Origin of the sequence: Arcobacter sp. s6 (assembly GCF_040884245.1) — a bacterium.
Classification (GTDB): Bacteria; Campylobacterota; Campylobacteria; order Campylobacterales; family Arcobacteraceae; genus Aliarcobacter.
Window position 1 is genome coordinate 32738 of the sequence record NZ_JBEVTN010000023.1, and the last position, 25919, is coordinate 58656.

Genomic DNA, 25919 nt, shown 5'->3' on the forward strand with positions numbered 1-25919 from the left:
TGTTTTTCGTTTGATGTCGGAAAATATAAAGTTAGTTTTCGTATATATAATAAAATCTCGAGCTTGAGATAGGGAAAAAGTGTTTGAATTTTAGTTACCATTCCAATTGTTTGAATTATTAATATTGTTTTAGAATCACTTATTAAAAAAATTATCTGTAATTTGCTTTTCTTGAAGATTAATATTTTTAGCCATAGCTCTGATTCTTTCATCTTCTTCATAAAGATCTAATTTTTGTTTCACAAAATCTTCTGCACCACTGATATTTTTTGATTTTTGTATAATTTCTTCTTGTAATTCATTTATTCTAATAAGTGCATTTTTCATAAGTTGATCATTAAATTTCAAAATCTACTCCTATTTTATTTTTGATAAAATTATCATCAACATTTTGATAAAAAGTATCCTCTCTTTTATCAATAAAGTGTAAATTAATACTTTCTTTAAATATTGATTTTATCTCTAGTACGGTGTTATAAGAGTTGAAATTACTCTTAACAAACACTTCTTTAGGGACTTTTCTATGTGTTACTACTTCTCTTCTTGTTGCATATTCAAAACAAACTTTTGGATAATTATAGAGATAATATATATGAATATTGTAGCCTCTTTTTATTAATCTTTCAATATTTTGAATAGCTAAATTAACATTAGATAGATTAGAGTCTAAAATAATAGAATAACCTTTTTTTAAAGCATAGTTAAAAAGTTCATTAAATCCTCTACTGGCAACTTTTTGGAAAATATCTGAATTCTGACCATCATAACCAACTGGCTTGAAGAACTCTCTAATATTATCAGTATCTATATGTAAAATATCTGGATTATTTTCCTTGAAAAAAATCCCTAACTCAGTTTTCCCAACACCACTCATACCAGCTGTAAATATAGCTATTTTTTCATCTGTAGCTTGTATCTCATTTGTGTACTCATTTAAAAATTGTTGTTTGTTCTGATTAAGATAGTCTGTAGCTATTTTTTCTAATTTGTTCATTTTAAGTTATTCTTTTATAAATTTTGAATTTGATTTAATGCAAAAATTGTTTTATCACCATCATTTAACTTAGATTATAACATACTCCTACCATGTTTTAAATTATATATTATATTCTTAAATCTGTATATATACATCTATTAAGTAATATGAGTAATAATATAAATAGGCAACAGCTTTTAAAATCCAAATTCTATAAGCAACTTACAACCATCTGTTTTCCGACACCCTATCAAATTTTTGTTATTCTCAACTTTAAAAAATATACGAAAACCAAGAAATATGTTTTCCATATAGTGTCGGGAAATATAAAACTAATTTCGTATATAGGGAAGGTTGTTACTTAAATTATATATAAAATCATATTCTCTAGAGAAAATTATTTTTTAAAATAATCCCTTTTCATTCAATGAAATATAACCCATTTTTTTATAACCTTTTTGTCTTTTCTGAAAACTAGATCGTAACATGGGAGTATTTTCATCATAAAAATCTATAGCTATACACTCTTGACCGTCTCTTCCTATTCGTCCAAGATATTGAACTATTCTTCCCCAATATGAAACAGGCATAGTAAGAACAATAGCATCAAGATGAGAAAAATCTATTCCTTCACCAATAAAAGAGCTAGTTGATAAAATAATTGATGAACTATTAGCTTCTTTTAAAAACTCTTTTTTCATTTTTGATTTTAATCCACCATGAATAAGAGTTGATCTTATTTTTTTTGCATCTAATAGATGATATAAAATATTTAAATGTTCAATTCTTTCACTAAGTACTAAGATATTTCTATCTTTTAATTTTTCAATTTCAGATATTATGAGATTATTCCTATCAAAATCTTCTACCATTTCATTTAGAATTAATGAAAAATCATCACTTAGTGCTTCAAATGTAGAAACAATTGTTTTTAATGTATATATTTTTTTAATCTCTTTTTTTGATTCATATGCAATATCTCCACATTGTATAAACATAATTGGATGCATCCCATCTTGTCTTGCAGGTGTTGCACTTAAACCTAAAACAAATTTTCCTTTAAATCTTTTTAAAGGTATTTCAAATGAAACTGCTGGAATATGATGTACTTCATCAATAATAATTTGTGAATATTCTTCAATCAGTTCAGGTCTATTTTTTAGTGATTGTAAAGTAGCTATATCTAAATATGAATTTAGTTTTTTCTTACCATTTCCAAGTTTTCCAATGGCTTTTATATCAATCTGAAAATATTCACATAGTCGCTCAACCCATTGATCAAGTAAATTGCTTTTGTTTACTAAAATCAAGGTATTAACTTTTCTTTTTTCAATTACTGCTGCTGCAACTGCCGTTTTACCAAATCCTGGAGGTGCAATCAAAATTGAATAATCTTGTAGGAGTATTTTTTCTAAAGCTATTTGCTGTTCATCTTTTAAAGTGAGATTAAAATTTAGTTTCTCGATAGACTTTACAAATCGTTTATCTTCAATAAAAAAGTTTTGCTTTATTAGAGTTGAAAAGGTTAAGAACTTTATTTATAAGTCCTCTTGGAACAATAATATATTTTTCATTTATATCAAATGATGTAATAATTCTTGGTGTATTAAAAGTAGAGAATCTTAAATTCTGTAACTTAAAAAACTCTGGATTTGAAAAGCTTGATAATCTTTGTAGTTTATTTAATACTTCTTTTGAGAGATTTTGTTTTTCGATATATAAAGCATCATATAAAATTGCTTTGGTTGTTTTTGGAAAAACAAGTGGTTTTTTTTGTTTGATTTCCCAAGGCATTAGATTTTCATCATTGTTTGAATTTAATAAATACTCTCGTAAAATTGCTGATACTTGATAGAATGATATTCTTGAAATATTTTGTAATACTTCCCATTGATTTTGAAAGGCTTGCATTGTATCAATATCAATAAAAACTGTTTTATTTTCACATCTTGAACCATAATGAAGAGGAAGCGCTATTAAATTTCCTAATGCATCAGGTGATACAAAATCTTGATTCGGAAACATTCTATCATAGCTTGTCATATCAATTCCACTACTTGTATCCATAGCTTTTGTGATGATTATATCACCTAGCTTTCTGGCATCCTTTGCTTTAATTGCTAATTCAAAAGAGTACCAAATATGGATGCCATTTCCTGATTTTGAGACCTCTATCAATGGTTTTAATCCAAGATTTTGTGATATTTTATTTATAGCTCTTGAATCTTCAATAAAACTTGCTTTATCTAAATCAATTACTAAAAACTTTGCCATAGTTTGATTTACTACAACATAAGTACCTAGTCTAATTTTTCCTTCTAGATGTTGTTGAATAATCTCATTTGAAATAGGAATATAATCATTACCTTTAAAAGTATAAGTAGAGGGAGAATATCCTTTTTTTAATCCATCTTTGCTAATCCAATATTTTGCAAAAACATCACTTCTACCAATAAAAAGAGATTTAAAAAGTTCAATTTTTTGCTCTTTTGAAAAAGGTGATAACTTTTCTATTTCTTTTTTTGTTTGAAGAATCTCATGATCTAAATTGATTTTCTGAAATTCTAAGTGTTGTAGCTTTTGGTGAAGTTCTGGAAGAGTCATTTATTTTCCAATTAGTTAAATTTCTAATTTGTCAAACCAACCATTTTGTTTTAAGGTTTCACATCTTAATTTAAAGTTTTTTTGCATAACTTCTTTTAATGTAGTTTTTTCTTTTATTTTTATTTTTTTATTTTGAGCATTAGGTTTTTCTTTTACATAAAAATCAATATTTTCTAATGATGAAATTTTTTCAATATAACTTGGCATTTCCTCAATATATATTTTTAATATCTTTGATGCACTTATTTTAAATTCATTTTTATCTATTTTGCTTATATTTACTAATTTTAGAAAATCGTTAAATCTTATATTAGTTTGCTTTCCATTAATAGTTAAGTGAGATTCGAAATTTCTAATTCCATTATAAAACCCTGTACTTGCAATATCATATAAAGGTGCAATGAAAACTTTATCATTATCATAAATTGCTGAAATATTTTTAGTATGCATATCTTCATGACGAATAATAAATGAATAAAAGTAATATTCAAGCATTCTTAATCGATCAGCAACTCTTGGAAAAACTTTTACGGAAGTTTCAAAAAGTTTTTCTGAACTAGGTTTATATTTATTCTCACTATTTAAGCCCATAAAAGTAGAAAATTCTTTTCTTTGGAATTTGTATGTCCCAATTCTGTCAAAATATTTTATGAAATAGTGATATTCTTCATCCGCAGAACTTTTAAATATCCCACTAAGAGGTACATCAAAACCTAATTCATTTTTTGCAAAACTCATATGTAGATGTTCATTTATTGCAATATGAGGGAAATAATATTCACTATTAAAATCTGCTTTTAATGGATCATAAGGTTTTATGAAATAATTTGCATCTTCTCCATTTCTAGGTATTCTTATACTATCTTCATCAATTACTACTTGGAGTTTATGTTGATAACCTGATAAACTCATTGTTCTAATATTTTTAATATCTTCTAATTCTTTCATATGAAGGGTAGGAAAAAGTGAAATTTCATCTATATCAACTTTGTATGTTAAAACATTTGGAAACTTATTTTTACCTAGTATTTTTTCTTTTTGTGATAAATAACTTTGAAACTTTAATTCTTTTTCTATTTCAATAAATTTGGGAGAAAAAATTAAATCATTTTTACTATAGTCATTATTAGCTAATAAAAAAAACTCTGTTGCATTTCCAACTTTATCTATTAATATTTTTCTGTCAATTCCTTCTGGTAAACATTCTTCAAAATCAACAAAACAAGATTCTTGTGAAAAAGTTTGAAAACTAAAAGACATTTCAAATTTTACTGTATGTTTTGATTTTAATAAATAGTTTGTATCATATGCAAAATAGTAAGATTGATAATCATATGCTAGATAGCCAATTAAGATTTGGTTTTGATAAATAAAAAGTTTTTGTTCAAAATCTTCAAAATATATCTTTGAAATTTTATAAGCTGTATTAGAACTTTGACCAAAGATTTTAATTCTTTTAAAATTTTCTAATTTTTTTAATTCATTTAAAATAGCTCGTTTTGAAACTCTTTCTAAATTATCTTCAATCTCTTTTCTTGAGAACATCTTTTCTGGATTAGAATTTAGAAATTTTATAATATCTATAGAGAGTTGGTTCATTTTATAACCTTAAAAATAAATAAATTATATACACGAGATACACAAGAAGTATATTTTAATAAAACTTAATTAAATATTAATAGTATGCACGAGAGAGACAAGATAAAAATATTTAAAAACAGTATGTGAGAAATTATTTTTTAACATCTGTTTTCCGACACCCATTAATTTTTCCATATTTTAAATTTTAGAAATTGTACGGAAACTAAGAAATATGTTTTTCGCATTATGTCGAAAAACATAAAAGTAGTTTTCGTATATAATTATTTAACTTTATAAAATTTTTTTGATAATTAAAAATATAAATGTTTTTTGTGATTTATAAATTCCTAAATTTTTCAATTAAGAATTTTATTTTTAATTCATGCGCCAAACTTAAAGTACTATTTCTATAAGAAATAAACAAATCTTTACCACAACATATTTATTAAGAAAATATTTGCATCTAGCTATAAATTCTAAACTCAATAAAAATTAATTTAGATATTATTCTTTATGAAAAAATTATTATTACTAGAAGATGATCAAGTGTTAGCTGAATCTCTTATTGAGCTTTTAGAAAGTGAAAACTTTGATATTGTTCATGTGCTTAATTCTCAAAAAGCTTTGGATGAAACATTTTTACAAAAATTCGATTTATTACTACTAGATGTTAATGTTCCTTTATTTAATGGTTTTGAGCTTTTAAAAAGTTTAAGAGATAGTGGTGATAAGACTCCTGCTATATTTCTTACTGCACTTACTGATATTGCATCTTTATCAAAAGGTTTTGATGCAGGTGCTGATGACTATATAAAAAAACCTTTTGATTTTGATGAGTTGCTTATTCGAATAAATGCTATTTTAAAAAAGCAGTATCATACTTATAGTAATGAACTTACACTTGATGATTTTCATTTTTTTATAGAAAAAAATGAACTTTATAAATCAGATATTTTTATTCCTCTAACTCCTTATGAATTAAAGCTTGTTTTATTGTTTTTTAAAAATATAAATACTACATTGACTAAAGATTTTCTAATTGATTCTTTAGATGATTTTAAAGATATAAGCGAAGGAGCTCTTCGTGTACATATTACAAATTTACGTAAAATTGGCTTACCAATTGCAACAGTAAAAGGAATAGGATACCGTTTTGCATCGTCATGAAAAGAATGCTTTTTTAAAGTTTTTTATTACTTATTTTTTTAGTGTTGCCTTACTTATTTTAATTGCTGGATTTTTTTATTTTCAACAAATGAAAGAAGGATATTTAAAAGCAGAAGATTTTTCTTTAATTACCTACGCTCGTTATATTAAAATTGGGGATAGTAGTAATACTTATTCTAGTGAATATCATCATAAATTTGTTGATACCCATAATAAATATATAGATATTAGGAACTTTGAGAAAATAGGAAAAGAATTTACAAAGCTTATTCCCATGTCAAATAATGAACCATATCTTCAAGTTTTTAAATCAGATGAAAATTTTAATAATGAAGTTTATGAATTACTATTAAGAGTTATAGCTGTTCAACTTTTATTACTATTTATCTTTGCAACACTTAGTTTTTATTTGGCAAAAAGTTCTTTAAAACCTCTAAAAGAGAGTATTGAAACTTTAGATAAATTTGCAAAAGATCTAATTCATGATTTAAATACACCAATTACTGCCATGAAATTAAATATTAAATTACTTGAAAAAGATCCACAAATAAAGAATATCAAAGCTATTGAGAGATTAAATAAAAGTATAAATACAGTTACAGAGTTACATGAAAACTTAACTGTTCTACTTGAAAAAAGAACTTTTCAAATCATATCTGTAAATGTATTTGATATTGTTCGAGAAGTTGTTCATCTTCATGAGCCAAGTTATCCTAACATTACATTTGATATTTCAAAGAATTCTTTGATTATTGACACAAATCCCAATGCTTTAAAAGAAGTGTTACACAATATCATTTCTAATGCTTGTAAATATAATTGTCACAATGGATATGTACGAGTTTATGAAGAAAATAAAATATTGCATATTAGAAATAGTGGTGCTGAAATTAATGAAACTAATAAGATTTTTAATCGAAATTATAGTGAACAAAATAGTAGCGGAATAGGATTAGATATAGTTAAGCGTTTATGTGATGCTATGAATATAAAAATTGAGGTTACATCAGATGAAGAAAGTAATTGTTTTAGTTTAATCTTTGATAAATAATCCTTTATCCTAACATTAAGCTAATATGAGAAGAGTACAATAACCATATTATTTTGATAAAGGATTCCAAATGAAAAAAAGCTTATTACTATTAAGCTTATTCTTCTCATGTGCTTATACTCAAACTTTGAGTTTAGAACAAAGCATAGAAAAAACTCTTTTAAACAATCCAGATATTCAATCTTTTATTTTAAAAACTGAATTATCGCAGAAAAATTATGATGTAACTTTTGCTGATAATTTGCCACAAATAAATCTGCAAGGAGAATATGATTTTTCTCAAACATATACAAGTTCTGCAAATGGAACTTTTTATACTAAAAAAAAAGATGGTTGGTATTCAGGGGCTAGTTTAAAGCAAAAGATATGGGATTTCCAAAAAACTTCCTCTAAATTAGATTCTTTAAAAATAGATGAAGATATAGCTAGCTTATCTTTAGAAGATATGAAAGCACTTATGGCTTACAAAATAAAATCTTTGTATAAACTTATTGTTGTTCAAAAAGAAGCAATAGAAGTTCATAAAAAAGATTTGGATTCTAAAAAAGCTTATTATGAACAAGCTCAAGCCCTTGTTGCTCAAGGGTTTAAAACAAAAGCAGATTCAAGTCGTTTTTTATCAGCGGTTTATTTTTCAGAAGAAAATCTAGCCATTGCACAAGCTTCATTTGATAAAACAAAGAAATCTCTTTCTTTATATATTGGAGAAAAAATAAAAGATGATACTACTTTTGAATCAGATATTATAAAGAAAAATTATTCTTTTGAACCAGATTTAGTAGAAGATGAAATTTTAAGTAATAATTCTCAACTAAAAATAAATGCATTAAATATTGATAAAAATAAACTTTTATATAAATCTGCAAAAGCTTCCCATTATGGTTCAATCGATGGTGTTGCTTCTTATAATCATTTTAATACTTTAAATGAATATAACACTTCAACTATTGGTGTAACAGTTGTTGTCCCACTTTATAGTGGAGGAAGAATAGAAGCTGAAACACAAAAAGCCAGAATAAATATTCAAATAGCTAAACAAGAGCAATCATCTAAAATATTGGCTATTAAAGAAAATTTATCTAATTTACTTATTGATATTGCTAGATATGATAAAACAATCGCTTCAAAACAAGCTCAACTTCGTTGGGCTAATGATACAAATGATGTTTTAAAAGGACGATATAAAGAAGGTCTTTCAACGTATATTGAGGTACTTGATGCTGAGTCATTAATATTAACTGCACAATTAGACCTACTTGAAGCATATTACACTAAAAGTATATCCATAGATCAAGTTGATTATTTAAAAGGAAAAATACAATGAATAAAAAAATTAAATATATAATAATTATACTACTTGCTATTGTAGGAGGATTTCTTTTTTATAAGAACGTTTATATTGTCAAAACTACTTATAAAACTCTTTCACCCAAAGTTGCTAATTTAGATATTAAAGTATTTGGAATAGGGAATGTAAGTGCTAAGGATATATATTCTATTACAGCTCAAACAGGAGGAAAAATTATATCAATTCTTACAGATGAAGGACAATGGGTAAAAAAAGGTGATTTACTAATTACTATAGATCCAGTTGATATGCCTGAATTAGTTCAAGAAATGCTTATAAGTGTTGAAAAGACAAAATCTGAGCTTAGGGCACTAACAAAAGAAAGTGAGAGCTTAAATGCTCAAAAAGAATTAGCTTTGATTACTTATAAAAGATATGAAAATTTACTTAAACAATCTTTCGTTTCTAAATCTGAATTTGATAAAGCAAAAACAGATTTAGATGCTTTAACAGCACAATTAGAAGCAACCTTAGTTCGTATTGAGTCAAGTAAAATTGAAGTTCAACGTACGCAAAAAAATGCAGATTCTTTAAAAACAAAATTATCTAGATTTCAAATTTATGCTCCAGTTGATGGTTATGTAATATCCAAAAGTGCAGAAGTAGCACAAAATGTTGCTTCTGCTACGACTATTTTAAAAATCGTTGATCCTAAAACTCTTTGGATAAGAGCTTATATAGATGAAAAGATTAGTGGTGATATAAAAGTTGGACAAAAAGCAGAAATAACTCTTCGTTCTCAAAGTAATAAACTATTTACTGGATCTGTTAAGCGAATTGTTGCACAAAGTGATGCTGTAACTCAAGAAAGAGAAATAAATGTAGCCTTCGATGAATTACCAATTCCTTTTTATATTAATGAACAAGCAAGAGTTACGATAAATGCAAAAACAATATCAAATGCAATTACAATTCCTTTAAATACATTAAAAGTTGAAGATGAGAAAGAAGGGGTTTGGACTTTTGTGGATAATAAAGCTTATTTTAAAGAGCTCAATATTCAAGCAAAAGGTGATAATGAAGCTGCAATAACAAGTGGTATAAAAATAGAAGATATTATAATCATACCAGATAGTAGTAAAAAAGCTTTAAGTGAAGGAATGAGGATTCATCAATGATTAATCTAGCCAAAAAAGATATATCTCACTCCCTTGGAAAGTTTTTAGTAACGGCAATGGGTGTAGGTATGCTTCTTGGAATAGTACTTATTATGATGGGAGTATATCGAGGTATGGTTGTTGATGCAGAGATATTAATTAATGATATAAATGCAGACTTGTGGATAGTTCAAGAAGATACTCTAGGCCCTTTTGCCGAATCATCAAGAGTTCATGAAGACTTGAAAAATTCTATAAGTATTATTGATGGAGTGAAGTATAGTGAAGCTATAACCTTTCAAAATATACAACTTCCACAAGGGAGTATGCCTATTCGAGTTATGGCTGTTGGATATGATCCTTTTGGTAATATAAATCCAATAAATCCAAATAGACTGATCCAAGGAAGTAAGTTAACAAAAGATCATTATCAAATTGTTGTTTCTAAAGAAACAGGTTTTAAACTCCATGATGAGATAATACTTGCAAGAGATAAGTATGAAGTAGTTGGTGTAACAGAAAAAACCGTATCTTCAGGAGGTGATTTATTAGTTTATATCAGCTTAAAAGATGCACAAAAAAACCAATTCTCATATTCTAATAACAGAGTAAGAAGTGATCGTGAACGTGGAATAACCCAAACGGATACTTCCATGGTAAATGCAATAATAGCAAATCTAAAAGATGGATATAACATAGATGAAGTTGCAAAAAATATAAAAGAGTGGAAACATAAAAGTGTTTATACAAAACAAGAACAAGAAGATATTTTAGCAAAAAATCTTATTGAAAGAGCAGCGAAACAAATAGGCTTATTTACGGGTATTCTTATTTTAGTTTCAACAATTATAATAGCTCTTATCATATACACTATGACTCTTGAAAAGATGAAAGAAATATCTATAATGAAACTTATAGGAATCCCAAATAGTGTAATTATAAAGATGATTGTACAAGAAACACTTCTTCTTGGTATTATTGCTTTTATTTCAGGAAATATTTTTTCTCATTTAATATATGAGAAGTTTCCCAAAAGAGTTGTATTAGAAATTTCTGATGCTTGGCTACTTTTTATAGTTGTAATAATTGTTTCTATTTTATCATCTTTTATAGGTGTAAAAAAAGTTATAAGTGCTGATCCAGCAGCTGCAATAGGAGGATAATATGAATAAACAAAGTATTCGTGTTGAAAATCTAGTAAAAAGTTTTGGAAAAGGTGATAGTCTTGTCGATGTTATAGATAAAGCATCTTTTAGTGTAGAAACAGGGGAATTAATAGCATTGATTGCACCAAGTGGTGCTGGAAAAACTACATTACTTATGATGATAGGATGTGTTGAAGAACCAACAAGTGGTCAAATATGGCTTGGTGATGAAAAAGTATATGATAATAAATGGTTAAATAAAGATACAAGAAAGATTCGTAGGGAGAAAATAGGATTTATTTTTCAAGCGCATTATCTTATACCTTTTCTAAATATTATAGACAATATAACTCTTTTACCTCAAACTAGTGGGCAATCAAAAGAAGAATCAGAAAAAGTAGCAATGGAACTTTTGAAATATTTTGATATTAGTGAAAAAGCTCATGCCATGCCTTCTCAACTTTCAGGTGGTCAAAATCAAAGAGTTGCAATTGCTCGTGCCTTGGCAAATAAACCTAAAATAATATTAGCAGATGAACCAACTGCTGCTCTTGATAATGAGCGCTCAATTAGTGTAGTTAAAATGCTTAAAAAAATAGCAATAGAACAAAATGTAGCTGTTATTATGGTAACACACGATGAAGCCATGCTTCCCTTATGTGATAGGATACTTAAAATTGAGAATAAAAAAGTAGTTTCTACTATTTCAAAAGATTCTACTTTTGTTTGATTTTTTTTAGTAATTTAAATAAAAACTTTGGAACCAATAGGCTATTTGATTGATTTATCTTATTTCTAGAGAATTATTCTCTAGATTATAAAAAAAGGCTTTCTAGTTTTTCTTTATCTATTGATTTTTTTTCATAATCAATCCATCCATCATTTTCAAATAATTTTAATCTTCTTGATAATGTTTCAGGTGTGATATTTAAAAATTCAGCAATTATTATTCTTTTTGTATTAAAAAATTCTTTTGTATTGTCGCATATATACTTTGCAATTCTTTCTTCAGAAGTAAGGACTATATCAAAATGTATAATATTTTCAAGAGTTCTTATTTTCTTTATAAGTGAAGTTTGAATAACTAAAGCTAAGTTAGGATCAGAATAAAGAAGGTGTTTTAAATTCTTAAAATCAATTTTTAGTGCTTCTATTTCTGTAAAAGCTTTTCCTGTTGCAGGATATGGAATATTTTCAAAATTTGCAACTTCTGCTATGAATTCATTACTATAATGATATTTTATGATGATTTCTTTGTTATTTGATGAAGTTTTATAGAACTTTACTATACCTTTTGTAAGTAGAAATAAACAATTAGAATCTTCACCTTCATAAAAAAGAATATTATCTTTTGATAGTTTTAAATATGAAGTATATTTAGCTATTTCTTTTAGAGTTTCGTCACATACATTTTTGAAAAGAGAAACATTTCGTAACTTTTGCAGCATATTAACCCCTAAATTAAATACATTTGTATTATATTAGGAATAATTAAATATCATCTTAACTTATTAATACTCTTTTTTCAATATCAAATTTTTTTCTTCTTTCCCAAAGAGATTTTCTAGAAATTCCAAGTTTTTTGGATAATTCTGTATCTGTATATTTATGCTGATAAGAAGTTACCATAGCTTTTACATAATCAGGAATAGTCATAATATTTGAATTAGCTAATAATCCCTTTTCATTCCTAGCTTCAACCTTTGTATAGGGAAAATCAAGTTCTTCTTCTAATGTAGAAATTATACAATTCTTTTTTTCGATTATTTTTAAAAGATTTTCTTTAGAACATTTCCTTAAAGTATGATAATTAGTTAAATAAAGAATTGATGTTCTGCGAATTGCATTTATTTTATTTTGCCAATCTTTAGCACTTAATGAAATAAATATTACAGGTAAGGCCATTTTAATGGATAGTTCATAAACTAATTTATCTGCATGTTTCTGAACATTAGTTTCTATTAATATGGGAAAAGAAGTTGCTGATAGAACATCTGTAGTATTGATATCTAACATAGTAAATTGAAAATAATTTCTTAATTTTTGAAGTTCTTTATTGATATCTTTACATTCTTTATAATGGTGAATTTTTCTTATTAATTCATTCATAATAAATGGTTTCATTATATAATCTTTAGCACCACTTTTAATATGAAGAGTAACAGTTTCATCTGAAATATAAGATACTAAAAGAATAATACAATTCTCATTGTATTTTTTTATTATATTATTACAAAAATTAAAAGGGAAAGAAGTTGATAATAAAATTACATCATACTCTTTTGTGAAAGCATCCGTGTTTGGTAAATCGATGTGATCACAATTATGTCCATCATTTATTAATCTTGATACAATTTTTTGTGCTAAATAAATCTCATTTTCTATTACTAATATATTCATTCATTTTTCCATTTATAATATTTATAATTGTTATATTTTATGAATAACAACTTTTTTCTTTTCAATAGAATTTATTCTATTTCTGAAATATGAATGCTAAATACCGTTCTTTTACTTCATAACTTTGTGATTATACTGCTAAACAATAATAGATAAAATGATATTTATCAATTTACTTATTTAAATCCTTAACAAAATCCTTTCCAAATTTAATACATTCTTTAATAGTCTCTTCATCTGGTTTCCAAGAAACCCTTAATCCTTCATTTACCAACGCAAATCCACTATCAGTTAATTTTGCATTTATTAGTTTAACCGACTCTCCACTCCATCCATATGAACCAAAAGCTGCTGCTTGTTTATTTTTAAATTCTAAAGATTTTACAAATTCAAACAAAGAAGCAATAGTTGTTAAAATACCTTTATTTACTGTTGGTGATCCTACTAATATGGCTTTTGATTTAAAAACTTCAGTAATAACATCATTTTTATCTTTTTTAGATAAGTGTATTAATTTAATAACTGTTTGGCTATCTGCTTCTTTTATTCCTTGGGCTATTGCTTCTGCCATATCTCTTGTTGATTCCCACATTGTGTCATATAGAATTGTTATCTGATTTTCTTGATAGTTTTGCGCCCATTTTAAATACAGTTCTACAATTTGTGTTGGGTTATTTCTCCAAATTACTCCATGTGAAGGACAAATCATATCAAGAGGAAGATTTAAAGATAAAATTTCTTCAATTTTCTTGATAACTTTTGAATTATAAGGAGTTAATATATTTGAATAGTATTTTAAACATTCAACAAATAATTCATTTTGATCAACCAAGTCATTGTATATAGCTGATGTAGCATAATGTTGTCCAAAGGCATCATTGCTAAAGAGCATATTATCTTGTGTTAAATAGCAAATCATATTATCAGGCCAGTGTAACATTGGAGTTTCTACAAAAATTAATTCTTTATCACCTAAATTAAGTTTTTCTCCCGTTTTAACAATATTAAAATTCCAATCTTGATGATATTGTCCTTTTAATGATTTTGCACAATTATTAGTGCAATAAATTGGAGTATTAGGTATAAGTTTCATTAATTCAGGAAGTGCACCCGTATGATCTTTTTCACCATGATTTATAATTATATAATCTATATCATCTAAATTAATTTCATTTTTAAGATTTTTAATAAATATATCTGTAAATGTTGAATCAACAGTATCAATTAAAACATTTTTTTGTTCTTTAATAAGGTATGCATTATAAGATGAACCTTTATGTGTTGAATACTTATATCCTTGGTAACTTTCAATTTCCCAATCTACATTTCCTACAAGGTAAATGTTGTTTTTTATATTAAATCCCATTTTCCACCTCAATTAATTATTTCAAAATCTTCTTTTTTAACACCACAATCAGGACATTCCCAATCATTAGGAATATCCTCAAATGCAGTTCCTGGTTCAATACCTGAATCTAAATCACCTATTTCTGGATCATATATATATCCACAAACAGTACAAACATATTTATTCATAATAAATTCCTTTTAATTTTAAATAAGAGTTTCTAATCAATTAATAATAACTAAAATAATTAATTATATTTTGATATAAATCAAGATAATTTTTAAATTATTTTCTTAAAATTGTGAAAAGAAGAATTTAAATGAAAACTATTATTCCTATTAAAAGAAAATGAAATTAATGATATTGTAGGTCATTAAGAAATTAATACATAAGGAAGATATTGTTATTGATAATTCTTTTGAAGAGTTTTTAACATAATATTATAATTCTTGAAGAAAAAAAGTTTATTAGTTTAATATATAAGTATAATTGATAGAAATAATTTAGATTTTTATTGTTTGTTTACTAGTTTAATATTAATCTATATTTGTAATTATTTGATAGGATAACAAATGAAAGAATATACCCAGTTAAAAGAACACTATAAATTTACTGAAGAAGAAGCTCTTATTTTAAAAAAACTTCAACCAAGAATGGAAAAACTAGCCGATACATTTATTGATGAATTTTATGATTATATTTGGGGCTTTGGTAGAACAGCAAAATATTTAAAAAACAATGAAATCATTAGTAGACATAAGATTAAAATTAAAGCTTGGTTCATAAATCTTTTTTCTGGTAAATATGATATATCTTATTTTTTATCTATTTATAAAATAGGTGAAATTCACGTTCAAATTGGTCTTCCTACTCACTATGTAAATTCTGCTTTCACTTTTGTTAGAACATTTGTACTTAAGAGTATAGAAGAGAATTTTGAAAATAAAGAACAACATGTAAGAGAAATCAATGCAGTAGAAAAAATAATTGATATGAATTTGGATGTTTTAACAAGCTCATATAGAGAAGAAGAACTTGGGAAATTTTTATCATTATCTCGAACAGAGAAAGGAATCTTATCTTCACTAAAAAAATTCAATTCTTTTATTAATTACTTTTTAGCATTAGCATTAGGAATTATTGCTTTTTTTGCTATTGGTTTATTTGTTTATGATATTTATTTATTATTTTTTACTGATATAAAAATAGAAAAAGGTATTTTGACAGTTCTTGGAAGTTTATTAGTACTATGGGCATCAATTGAATTAATACATGAAGAGATAAAACATTTACAAGGTAAAGGTTTTGCCATTGGTGCATTTATTATGCTCGCAATGGCTGCGTTGATTAGAAAAGTATTAATATATTCCCTTTCAACAGAAAAAGCGACAGAATTATTAATAATTGCTATCGTGATAGTTGCATTAGCAATTTCTTACTGGTTAGTTAGCATTAATAAAAGGAATTCTGATAATAATTAAACTATAAAAAAGAGATTTATTTAGTTTACTTTTAATAAGTATATTTTCAATAATAAGTCCTCTATTCTTGATATAAATCTATTTTATTTATCTCGCTATAGGATAATATAGTGATTAAAAAAAAGGATTTATATATGGCAAAAGTAGTTCTAATTACAGGTGCAACATCAGGAATGGGTGAGTTAACATCAAAGTTACTTAGTAATAATGGATATATTGTTTATGCTGGGACAAGAGATAAAAATACAATAAGTAATGATGGATTATTAAAAAGCATATATATAGATGTAACTAAGACAGAAAGTATAAATAATGCTGTTGAAAAGATTATAAAAGATGAGGGCAAAATTGATGTTCTTGTTAACAATGCTGGATATGGTCTTCTTTCAACTGTAGAAGATGGAACAGATGAAGAAATGTTTAATCAGTTTGATGTAAATGTATTTGGACTACTCAAAGTTACAAGAGCAGTTCTTCCATATATGAGAGAAGCAAAAGCAGGAGTTATAATTAATATTAGCTCATTTTTAGGAAAGATGGGACTTCCTCTTTTAGCTCATTACAATGCATCTAAGTATGCAGTTGAAGGAATAGTAGACTCTTTAAGATTTGAAACTCTACCGTATAATGTAAGAGTTCATTCTATCCAAGCAGGACTTTTTGGAACAAACTTTGTAAAAAATGGTTTAGTTGTTAATTCAAAAACAACAGATGAAAACTCACCCTATAAAGATTTGGTAGCACATTTTGTTCCAATAGTGGCAAAAGCAATAAATGAAGGTCCTTCTGCTCAACCAATAGCTGATGCAGTAAAAAATATTATAGAAGATGAAAACTCAGAAATATTTGTTCCTGTGGGAGATGAGGCTAAAACTTTTATACCACTAAGAAAAGAGTTAAGCGATAAAGCATTTGAGCAAAAAGTTAGAGATACTTTTAGTATTTAATATATAATTAGAAATATTCTTTAGTTAAATATTTTGATGTATGTAAAGTAATCTCATATTTTCTGTTAACATATAAAAGAATATTTCTAAGTTTTCCTGCATTTCTTCAAATCTAATTGAAACTTGTGATTATTGATAATAGATGATATTCTTCAATCACCTCGATAGATTAAATAATTAAAACAAATAAATATTGCAAAAATGATGCTTATTTATATTTAGTATTAATTAATTTAGTAACTATTTCATAAGAAATATTTGACATGATATCAATTCTAGTTTTTTCTTTTGAAAACATTGATAAATTTCCTACTTTTTTAAAAGTTATATTAATTTTTTCATAGATCCTAAATATACTATCAAAATCATATTTATCAAGAAATGTAAATTTATTAAATGTATATCCACTTTCCTTCATATCTTGAATCAAATAAAGACATATTAGATCAGGAATCCACATCTTTTTATTTTTATTTATTGAGTTAGATGTAATTAGAAATTCTAAGTAGTTAATGCACATATTATAAAAATAGTACGTACTGTCTGTCAATCTGGCTTTAGTTAATGTGTCTTTATTTTCATTTTGAAGAATCATTATATTTTGAACTTTTTCTATAGTTAATACTTTTTCTATAGTTAATACATTTTCTTGAATATCTTTTTTTAAATCTTTCATAGTATTATAAGTTGTAGTTCTTTCATCAAATGTAAAATCTGAAATTAATTCTTCAGCACTTGCCGTATCTTCTACATATAAATAGTTTTCTATTAACATATCACATATCATTAAAACTATTTCACATTTTAAATCTTTTAATGTATAGTTTCTTTGATGTAAATATGTTTTAAGATATTTTTGTTTTTGTATGGTAGTTGATTTTGTGTTAGCTGTCTTTTTTGCCAAGATTCTACTTCTCATCTAATTATTATTTTTATCTTATAAGATTGAATTAATTATATATCAATTAACTAGAATATTTATTGACAAGAAACAATAAATTAAATTTTTGATAAAACTTGTATTACATAATTATTTCAAAGTATCCAAATAAGCTTTCTGCTCTTCTCTTTGATTTGAATTCGTATAAATCATTGTTTTTTGTATACTATAATGTCCTGTCTTTGATTAGATATTAAACTAAATATATATAGAGTCTAATACAGAGCCCTTTTTATATCTTTCCCTTATAATTTAAAAAACTTTTTAATTTTATGAATCAATCCATTTTCTCTTGTTTCTTTTATGGGTTCTTCTTCTTTATAACAATCTTTAGGAAGTTCATTCCCTGGCATACCATCAACATTAATAACCTTTATCCCAGGATGAATCAATTTCCTAAACTCTTCTTGCACGACCATTTTTGTTGTCATCAGACTCATTGCACAACCATGACATGCACCGGTAAGTTCTATATAAACAATAGCACTTTTTACACCCAACAATCTAATATCTCCACCATGAGAGCTAATGTAAGTACTTATTTTAGATAAATTATACTTTGTTGCTCTATATATTTCCTCATCTGAAAAAGGCATCATTTAATTATCCTTTGTAATATATATTATAATTTATTATAATAGTATATGATCCCTTAAATAAGACTAATCATTTTGTAATACTTTTCTAAGCACTATTTCTATTTTAATTATTTAAAAAAGTATTGATTGCTTTTCTTATACTAAAGCTTTATTTTTTAATGATACTTTTAAATTTATAGACCTTAAATCCTTTATTTTAGAACTTTTGAAGAATTAGAAAAGATTAATATCGATTTTTCTGTAATTTGAATAAATATCTTTTATTATGATAGATTATTAGATTTTTGGATAATGGATTGATTTGTACTTTTGAAAAATACAATAATTAAATCTAAATATAAGTTAATTTAATTAATTATATTTTTATAAGATTGTATTATAATATTTAAATTTTCAATATATTTTTTATTTTACTTTATGTATATTTCTTTAAATTTTTAAACTCTAAAGGTGAACAAGAGTTATAGTGTTTAAAAAATTTAGAAAAATGTGAAATGGTATTAAATCCTAAATTATCAGAAATTTCTGTAATGGTTAAGTTACTATAAGTTAATTCTCTTTTTATTTCAATAATAATTCTTTCAAAAATTAAAGAAGATACTGTTTTATTTAAATATTTTTTTGTTAATTCATTTAATCTTTTTGTTGTTAAATTAAGTGATTTTGCATAAAATAATGCTGATTTTTCATGTATAAATTCTTTTTCAATTAGATCTAATAATAAATAGATTCTTTGATCTTTATAATATAAATTATTTGTATTTTTTTTATATTTTAAAATATACTCTAATATTGAACCAAATAAATATGCACAAAGAGTATTCGACTGCTTCTCGTTTAATAACATTGATATTAACTGATTGATATTATTAAAAACACTTGAAGATAGTTCTATAATAGGAAAAGAATTTTTTTCATATAATTTGTTCACCATATCATATGAGGGTAAAAAATCTTTTGAAAAATGGAAAATATATCCTATGCAAGTATTAGTTACTTCATCTTTAATCCATTGATGTACTTGTCCAGGTTTTATTAAATAAACTGTGTTTTCTTTTAAATCATATGTTTGGAAATCTATAGTAAGTTTTATATTACCTTTTGATATGCAAACAAGTTCATACAGAGAATGTTGACGTATATCAAAAGAAACTCCATCTGTATTTTTTACAATTTTTTTAATACTAAATGAGTTATTATTATTTGATGTATTTACTTTATCTTCCATATTATATTTTAACCTTTTAAAACTTCAATGAAGTCAAAGTTAAATCTTTTTTAAAATTTATTATTTTACAGTTGATGTACAAATTATACAATAAATTGTACTAATTAACCATTTATATTTTTTTTGCTAAATGTATAATACATTAAAAATATGAGGAAATTAAATGAATGTAACAAAGATATACATTTACATTATTAGAAGTCTTTTCAATTTAAGTTTAAATACTACAAAATATTTTGAGAATAAATATTCAAAACTAATAAATCAACAAATAAATAAAATTAATAAAAGAAATTACTAAGTGGTAATCTTAAAATGGGGAATACAATAAAATGTCTTTAAAAGAACTAGATAAAAAATATGTATTAAATACTTATAATAGAAACTATGTTAATTTTGTAAAAGGTGAGAATGCAACACTTTATGATGAAAATATGAAAAAATATATTGACTTTGGGAGTGGAATCGGTGTTGTTTCTGTTGGTCATGGAAATAAAGTCATTGCTAAAACTATTTATGAACAAGTCCAAAGAATTACACATATTTCAAACCTCTTTGCCATAGAACCGCAAAGTTTATTGGCAAAGAAAGTGGTTGAATTAAGCGGTTATGACATGGCATGTTTTTTTGGAAATAGTGGGGCTGAAGCAAATGAAGCAGCAATAAAAATTGCAAGAAAGTATGGGCAAAGAAAATATAATGGTAAAAGATATAAAGTTATAACATTAGAAAATTCATTTCATGGACGAACCATTACAACTTCAAAGGCCACGGGGCAAGTAACAGTTCATAAAAAAGATTTTGCACCTTATCCTGAAGGATTTTCTTTTAATCAAAATATTGAAAAGATATATCAAAGTATTGATGATGAAACAGTTGCTGTGATGATGGAACTAATTCAAGGAGAAGGTGGTCTTATGACATTTGAAATTGAAGAAGTTCAAAAATTATCTAGATTTCTAAAAGATAAAGACATTTTGCTAATTATTGATGAAGTACAAACTGGTGTATATAGAACAGGGGAATTTTTAGCTTCTAATTTTTATAATATAGAGCCAGATATTATAACCATTGCAAAAGGCATAGGTGGTGGAGTTCCTATTGGAATAGTTATGAGTAAACATAAAGAGATTTTTGAACCAGGAGATCATGGTAGTACTTTTGGAGGTAACTATCTTAGTTGTCAAGTAAGTTTAAAAGTATGTGAGATTTTAGAAAAACATAAAAATACTGGTGTATTGAAGAGTACATCTGATTATTTTTCTTTATCATTACTTAATATACTAAATAATTACGATGATATTTTTGATAAAATACTTGGATTTGGCTTGATGAAAGGATTACGTTTAAAAAATGAAAATATATTAGAAAGCGTAATAAAAACTTTATTTGAAGAAGGAGTAATAGTTTTAAAATCAGGAAAAAATGTTTTAAGATTTTTACCCCCTTTAACAATTACAAATAAAGAGATAAAAGAGGGATTTAGAAGAATTGAAATTGCTCTAAAAAGGATTAAAGATGGCAATTAAATCAAGAATAAAAAATATTTTTTGTGGGAAAGAACAAAAAATTGATGATGGGAAAAGAAATTCTTATAAAACATCATATAAAAAAACACGTGTATCTAAAAATGAAATATTAATTGTAAATGAATTTGGATTTACAATAGATACTCAAAGTGACAAATCACATCATGGTGGTATAGATAAAGCTGTATGTGTATATAGTCAAAAATATTATCCTTATTTTAAAAATAAATATGATTTAAGTCTCTCTGCATGTGCATTTGGTGAAAACTTTACTATCGAAGACTTGGATGATTCAGAAGTTTGTTTAGGAGATAAGTTCCAATGCGCAGAGGTAATATTTGAAGTTTCTCAACCAAGACAGCCTTGCTGGAAAATATCTTCTGTTTTAGGAATAAAAAGTTTAACTGCATTAATTGTAAAAGAACATAAAACAGGATTTTATTTTAGAGTGATAAAAGGTGGGTATATTCAAATAGGTAATGAATTAGAATTGATTTCAAGAGATTATCCTGATATAACTATTGAGCATATAAATCAATGTTCATTCAATGCAAAAGAAAATCAAAAAATATAAAGAAAATACTAGCTTGTGATAAATTAGCAAATGCTTATAGATTATCTCTATCAAAAAGATATAAAGATAAAGAACAAGGTATTCAAGAATGGCAAGAAGATACGTATGGACAATAATTTATTATAATTATTTTTCTTATCTAATTTTGAATTAGAAACTTAAATTTATACTTAAAGTAGAATAACTTAGTAACTTTTATTACGTGTCAGTCCGGTTACATTAATTCCTATTCAAAATAAGTTATAGCTTTTTTAAATCCAAATTCTATAAGCAACTTACAACCATCTATTTTCCGACACCCTTTAAAAAACTTCAAAAATCAACAAAATCCCATCAAATAAGTATATGAAAAATACTATCGGATTTTAATATAGTACGGAAATTAATTATAAAGGGTTTTTCGTACATTAAAATTTAAATATGTAAAGTGATGGATTAATTAAATATAACATAGGTGAAAGAAATATTCTAAAGATAAGAATTAAGAGATATAAATATAATATCTTATTATAAAAATATCATATGTTTTTTTAATAAATTGGTGGAGATGTGCGGGAACTCCACTGTAATTTGTTAAAAGTCCTATCTTATCGAAGTTTGAAGCCATATTTTTTCCTTAATTTTTTCTTTTATTGTATTGTAAAAATGTTGTAAAGTCAATTAAAAGTAATCTCCACTAGAATTTAATTAAATCTCACAAAGTGGGATTGAACTCAAAGAACAAAAAAATATAAAAACCTTCAAAATGATACCTATTTAATAACTTACCCATTACCCTGTATTATAGTAGGTAGAAATTCAATTTTTCCCTATTTTTTAACTCCATTTTTTACTTTTCTAACTTTAAAAATCTTAAACAATAGAAAACTTTAAAATAACCCTTATTAGACATTTAAACCATTTTTTTAAGACTTATGTTAAAAAACCTTAATTATTAGTATAACCCTTAATTTTGTTTTAAAAACAATAACCTTTATTTGGAGCAAAATGACACCAGTTAGACAAGTTAATTTTTTGCTACTTTTTGAAGCAGTTAAATTCTTAAGAAAAATGAAATTAAAATCACTTTTGAAAGTTCTTCTTTTGAAGAAAAAGAGAAAAAACAATCAATAAAGATTATGAACCTCTAAACCTAACACTTAATTGACTTTGTCAATTGTTTTTACATAGTAAAAACCCTTTCCCTTATATATTCTTCTAATTGTAATAATTTACATATATAATATGTCCCATACTTCTTTACCATAATTAAACTATACTTTATAAAATGAATAAACATTATCAACCTTATAAAATAAATTAAAAATATATAAATCTAAATTCCATTTATTAAATTAAAAACAAATAAAAACTTTAATCTTAAACTATCAACTACTAACATTTAAACAATATCACACTACATATAAACCTAAAACTAATAACCCTAATTTAAAAGGGGAAAGTGGAAAACATAAAAGTTTAACACTCCCCAACCAACCTAAAAAAAGATAGGAAAAATAACAGTATTAAAGGACTTAAAAAGCGTCTTGACATACTTTTAAGCAACTGATGGCAGAATGAAAAAATTATAAAACTCAAAAGAATTTATAAATTGTATAAGAAAATTAACAAAAAGGAAAATTAAAATCTTATAATAAACTTAAATAAATCTTAAAAAGGCAAATAGTGAGTTTTAACATATCTAAAAACTATATTGAACTAATGAATAAATCACTATCTAAACATAATAAAGAGTTAAGTAATGATAAGTTAGAAAACTTATATTTTATGTTAAATGATTTTAATAATAGTGATAAAACTGATTATATTGATAGTTTTAAATATATGTTCGAGAAATTAGAAACTTCTTATAATTCTAAATCTTCAAGAATGTTAGAATATTTTGTAAAAAACAATTTAAGAAGATTTAATACAGAAACAGGAGAAATAAAAGATTATACATATAAAGATAATTGTTTTAAATATTTAAAAGATTTTGTAAAAACAGAAGAAAAAACTATTTTTGAAGAAAGAAATAAGGGAGAATTTTTATTAAATCAAGATAGATTATATAGTTATAAAAAAATTGGAAAAGTTAAATATTTAGAATATATAAATCAAGATAAAGAAAAAGTATTTATTACTTTTACATTACCAAATATAATTTTTCATAAGTATAATAAAGAGGGTAAATTAACAAATACTTATAACAGTAGTGATATGTTTGAAGAAAACATTTTAAAGGGTTTAAAGTATCTTAATGAAGAGATACACAGATATTTTTATAATACTTTAAAATATAAAATTAAAAGATATTGTAAAAAACATAATATAAAAGATAAAGACAAAATAAGAATAGATTTTATAAAAATGTTAGAACCTCATAAAAATTTAACTGGGCATTTACATTCTTTATTTTATGTTGATAGTGAATTTATTGAAATAATTGAAGAAGTTTATAATATGACTATAAATTATTTTAAACTAAAACAAACAAAATTTGAAATATTAAAAACCTCAAAAGGTTCTACTTATGTAAGTAAATATTTACTTAAAACTACAAAAAAGGGAGAAGAATTTTATAACTATTATAAAAGATATTTTAATAATGTTAAATTCTTTTCTAGTTCTAATTTTAGAAATACAACACAAGAAAAAATTGAATTGGTTTATAAATATTTATATCAAAATAACCCTAATTTATTACAAAGATATAAAAAAAGTAAAAAACCTTTATATTACCTGATAGAACAACTAATTATAAAAAATGTTTTTACATTTGAAGATATTGAAAAAACAAATATAACTATAAATTACTCAAAAATAAAAAATGAATATAAAAAAACTATTTTACTTTATAAAAAAGATAAATCATTAGAAATAAGAAAAGATAACACAGAAATTATAAAAGATAAAGATATAGAAATAGATATAACCATAGATAGGCTAGAAGACTTATATTTTACTATTGAACATATTATTTATGAAAACTCAAAAATCACAAAAAAGAACTATATAAAAAGATTTAAAAATAAAATTGTCAATAATCTAAATGACTACATAAACATTACAAAAAATAAAGTTGCTAGTAAAATGTATTATAAAAATAATTTAGTTTTAGATAAATCTAAATGGGAATTTATAAAAACTAATACAAGTGAATTACTATTAAACCCTTTTGAAAATGTAAATTTTTAGAATTCTTTTATAAAAACTTCTCCTTATATCAATAGAAAAAAAAACTTTTCAAATTCTTAAGATTTTCTTAATATTTTTAAGAAAAAGTAAAAAATACATCTTATAATAACAGTATAAAATAATTAAGTTTATTTTAAGAATGAGAAAAAAATACATAAAAAAAGGAAAATAAAAAATGAAAGATTTTATAAAAGTAGAATTATTTTTAAAAATAAGTGGGTTTGATATAAATAAAGATGGGACTTTTCAAATTCAAAATGTGTCATTAAATGATGCTGGGAAATTAGTTAAAAATACTGTTAAGGTTCATAAAAATTTATCAGAAGAAACATTAAAACCTTTACTTGGTAAATGTGTAAAAATTGAAGGTGTTGAAGAGTATAAAAATGGGTTTAAAACTTATTATTCAGGTAAAGATATAAAAAGAGTTGATAAGGATTTAGACTTTGAATTAAACAAAGAAATCACTTTAAAAGTTGATAATGTTGTAGAGAATAAAGAAGATACAGTTTTACAAAGTTTAGTAATAAATGGAACAAGAACAGACTTATTTAACATAAAAATTAAAGGTATCAAAAAACTTTTATTAGAAGATTTAAAAGGTAAAAAAGTAGTAATCAAAGGTGTAAAAGTTATTAAAACTGATATGGGTGTTGGGACGCAAAGAATTTAGCCAGCGCGCGCATTCACACTTGGCCACCTTACGCATAATGATTTGGCCAGCGTG

General features: G+C 24.8%; 25 protein-coding genes. 13 read left to right on the forward strand and 12 right to left on the reverse strand.

All coding sequences use genetic code 11. The annotated features are described in order from the left end of the window. Positions 1-135: 135 nt before the first annotated feature. From ABVS04_RS13985 to ABVS04_RS14005, 5 genes are all read right to left on the reverse strand, one after another. A complete protein-coding gene (locus tag ABVS04_RS13985) occupies positions 136-348 on the reverse strand; it encodes a hypothetical protein (protein WP_368031384.1) in 213 nt (70 codons plus the stop codon). Next, the gene (locus ABVS04_RS13990; protein WP_368031385.1) at positions 338-994 is read right to left on the reverse strand and encodes a zeta toxin family protein; all 657 of its coding nucleotides are present in this window, start codon (positions 992-994) and stop codon (positions 338-340) included. Before ABVS04_RS13990 ends, ABVS04_RS13985 begins: the two co-directional genes overlap by 11 nt. Positions 995-1380: 386 nt before the next feature. Beyond that, positions 1381-2514: a DEAD/DEAH box helicase gene (locus ABVS04_RS13995; RefSeq protein WP_368031409.1), complete on the reverse strand. Its 1134-nt coding sequence runs from the start codon at positions 2512-2514 to the stop codon at positions 1381-1383. Next, complete coding sequence (locus tag ABVS04_RS14000; RefSeq protein ID WP_368031386.1) at positions 2465-3580, reverse strand: hypothetical protein; 1116 nt, start codon at positions 3578-3580, stop codon at positions 2465-2467. The genes ABVS04_RS13995 and ABVS04_RS14000 overlap by 50 nt, the downstream gene beginning before the upstream one ends. 15 nt (positions 3581-3595) lie before the next feature. Further along, a complete protein-coding gene (locus ABVS04_RS14005) occupies positions 3596-5179 on the reverse strand; it encodes a HipA domain-containing protein (protein ID WP_368031387.1) in 1584 nt (527 codons plus the stop codon). A 495-nt stretch (positions 5180-5674) separates the two neighbouring features. Here ABVS04_RS14005 and ABVS04_RS14010 point away from each other — a divergent pair, with 495 nt between their 5' ends. The 6 genes from ABVS04_RS14010 to ABVS04_RS14035 all read left to right on the forward strand — a co-directional run bounded on the left by ABVS04_RS14010 (position 5675) and on the right by ABVS04_RS14035 (position 11699). Next, a complete protein-coding gene (locus ABVS04_RS14010; RefSeq protein WP_368031388.1) occupies positions 5675-6328 on the forward strand; it encodes a response regulator transcription factor in 654 nt (217 codons plus the stop codon). After that, positions 6315-7379, forward strand: a complete 1065-nt coding sequence (locus ABVS04_RS14015; RefSeq protein ID WP_368031389.1) for a sensor histidine kinase — start codon at positions 6315-6317, stop codon at positions 7377-7379. Before ABVS04_RS14010 ends, ABVS04_RS14015 begins: the two co-directional genes overlap by 14 nt. Before the next feature lie 70 nt (positions 7380-7449). Then, a complete protein-coding gene (locus tag ABVS04_RS14020) occupies positions 7450-8703 on the forward strand; it encodes a TolC family protein (protein ID WP_368031390.1) in 1254 nt (417 codons plus the stop codon). Beyond that, a complete protein-coding gene (locus ABVS04_RS14025; RefSeq protein WP_368031391.1) occupies positions 8700-9845 on the forward strand; it encodes an efflux RND transporter periplasmic adaptor subunit in 1146 nt (381 codons plus the stop codon). Before ABVS04_RS14020 ends, ABVS04_RS14025 begins: the two co-directional genes overlap by 4 nt. Beyond that, the gene (locus ABVS04_RS14030; protein WP_368031392.1) at positions 9842-10987 is read left to right on the forward strand and encodes an ABC transporter permease; all 1146 of its coding nucleotides are present in this window, start codon (positions 9842-9844) and stop codon (positions 10985-10987) included. The genes ABVS04_RS14025 and ABVS04_RS14030 overlap by 4 nt, the downstream gene beginning before the upstream one ends. 1 nt (position 10988) lies before the next feature. Further along, positions 10989-11699, forward strand: coding sequence for an ABC transporter ATP-binding protein (locus ABVS04_RS14035; protein ID WP_368031393.1), 711 nt, complete (start codon positions 10989-10991; stop codon positions 11697-11699). Positions 11700-11784: 85 nt separating this feature from the next. Here ABVS04_RS14035 and ABVS04_RS14040 read toward each other — a convergent pair whose 3' ends face one another. From ABVS04_RS14040 to rd, 4 genes are all read right to left on the reverse strand, one after another. Then, a complete protein-coding gene (locus ABVS04_RS14040; RefSeq protein WP_368031394.1) occupies positions 11785-12417 on the reverse strand; it encodes a Crp/Fnr family transcriptional regulator in 633 nt (210 codons plus the stop codon). Between the two features lie 55 nt (positions 12418-12472). Further along, a complete protein-coding gene (locus ABVS04_RS14045; protein WP_368031395.1) occupies positions 12473-13369 on the reverse strand; it encodes a DNA-binding response regulator in 897 nt (298 codons plus the stop codon). 172 nt (positions 13370-13541) lie between these two features. Continuing rightward, positions 13542-14735 (reverse strand): anaerobic nitric oxide reductase flavorubredoxin, encoded by a 1194-nt coding sequence (locus tag ABVS04_RS14050; RefSeq protein ID WP_368031396.1) that lies wholly within the window; start codon positions 14733-14735, stop codon positions 13542-13544. A gap of 8 nt (positions 14736-14743) precedes the next feature. Continuing rightward, complete coding sequence (gene rd, locus ABVS04_RS14055) at positions 14744-14905, reverse strand: rubredoxin (RefSeq protein ID WP_368031397.1); 162 nt, start codon at positions 14903-14905, stop codon at positions 14744-14746. Between the two features lie 384 nt (positions 14906-15289). On the opposite strand from rd, the gene ABVS04_RS14060 reads away from it, so the two are divergent. After that, positions 15290-16198 (forward strand): protoglobin domain-containing protein, encoded by a 909-nt coding sequence (locus ABVS04_RS14060; protein ID WP_368031398.1) that lies wholly within the window; start codon positions 15290-15292, stop codon positions 16196-16198. A 134-nt stretch (positions 16199-16332) separates the two neighbouring features. After that, entirely contained in the window at positions 16333-17145 is an 813-nt protein-coding gene (locus ABVS04_RS14065; RefSeq protein ID WP_368031399.1) for an SDR family oxidoreductase, read from the forward strand. Positions 17146-17353: 208 nt separating this feature from the next. Here the strand turns inward: ABVS04_RS14065 and ABVS04_RS14070 are convergent, their stop codons facing one another. The 3 genes from ABVS04_RS14070 to ABVS04_RS14080 form a co-directional block, all read right to left on the reverse strand. Continuing rightward, positions 17354-18049, reverse strand: coding sequence for a hypothetical protein (locus ABVS04_RS14070; RefSeq protein WP_368031400.1), 696 nt, complete (start codon positions 18047-18049; stop codon positions 17354-17356). 281 nt (positions 18050-18330) lie between these two features. Further along, on the reverse strand, positions 18331-18684 hold the full coding sequence (locus ABVS04_RS14075; RefSeq protein WP_368031401.1) for a NifU family protein: 354 nt from the start codon (positions 18682-18684) through the stop codon (positions 18331-18333). A gap of 415 nt (positions 18685-19099) precedes the next feature. Beyond that, a complete protein-coding gene (locus ABVS04_RS14080) occupies positions 19100-19912 on the reverse strand; it encodes an AraC family transcriptional regulator (protein ID WP_368031402.1) in 813 nt (270 codons plus the stop codon). A gap of 332 nt (positions 19913-20244) precedes the next feature. On the opposite strand from ABVS04_RS14080, the gene ABVS04_RS14085 reads away from it, so the two are divergent. The 5 genes from ABVS04_RS14085 to ABVS04_RS14105 all read left to right on the forward strand — a co-directional run bounded on the left by ABVS04_RS14085 (position 20245) and on the right by ABVS04_RS14105 (position 25865). Next, a complete protein-coding gene (locus ABVS04_RS14085; RefSeq protein ID WP_368031403.1) occupies positions 20245-21441 on the forward strand; it encodes an acetylornithine transaminase in 1197 nt (398 codons plus the stop codon). Then, on the forward strand, positions 21431-22015 hold the full coding sequence (locus ABVS04_RS14090; protein ID WP_368031404.1) for an MOSC domain-containing protein: 585 nt from the start codon (positions 21431-21433) through the stop codon (positions 22013-22015). Before ABVS04_RS14085 ends, ABVS04_RS14090 begins: the two co-directional genes overlap by 11 nt. After that, a complete protein-coding gene (locus ABVS04_RS14095) occupies positions 21979-22131 on the forward strand; it encodes a hypothetical protein (RefSeq protein ID WP_368031405.1) in 153 nt (50 codons plus the stop codon). Before ABVS04_RS14090 ends, ABVS04_RS14095 begins: the two co-directional genes overlap by 37 nt. Before the next feature lie 1549 nt (positions 22132-23680). Beyond that, complete coding sequence (locus ABVS04_RS14100) at positions 23681-25192, forward strand: hypothetical protein (protein ID WP_368031406.1); 1512 nt, start codon at positions 23681-23683, stop codon at positions 25190-25192. Between the two features lie 175 nt (positions 25193-25367). Further along, positions 25368-25865 (forward strand): hypothetical protein, encoded by a 498-nt coding sequence (locus tag ABVS04_RS14105; RefSeq protein ID WP_368031407.1) that lies wholly within the window; start codon positions 25368-25370, stop codon positions 25863-25865. Positions 25866-25919: the final 54 nt, after the last annotated feature.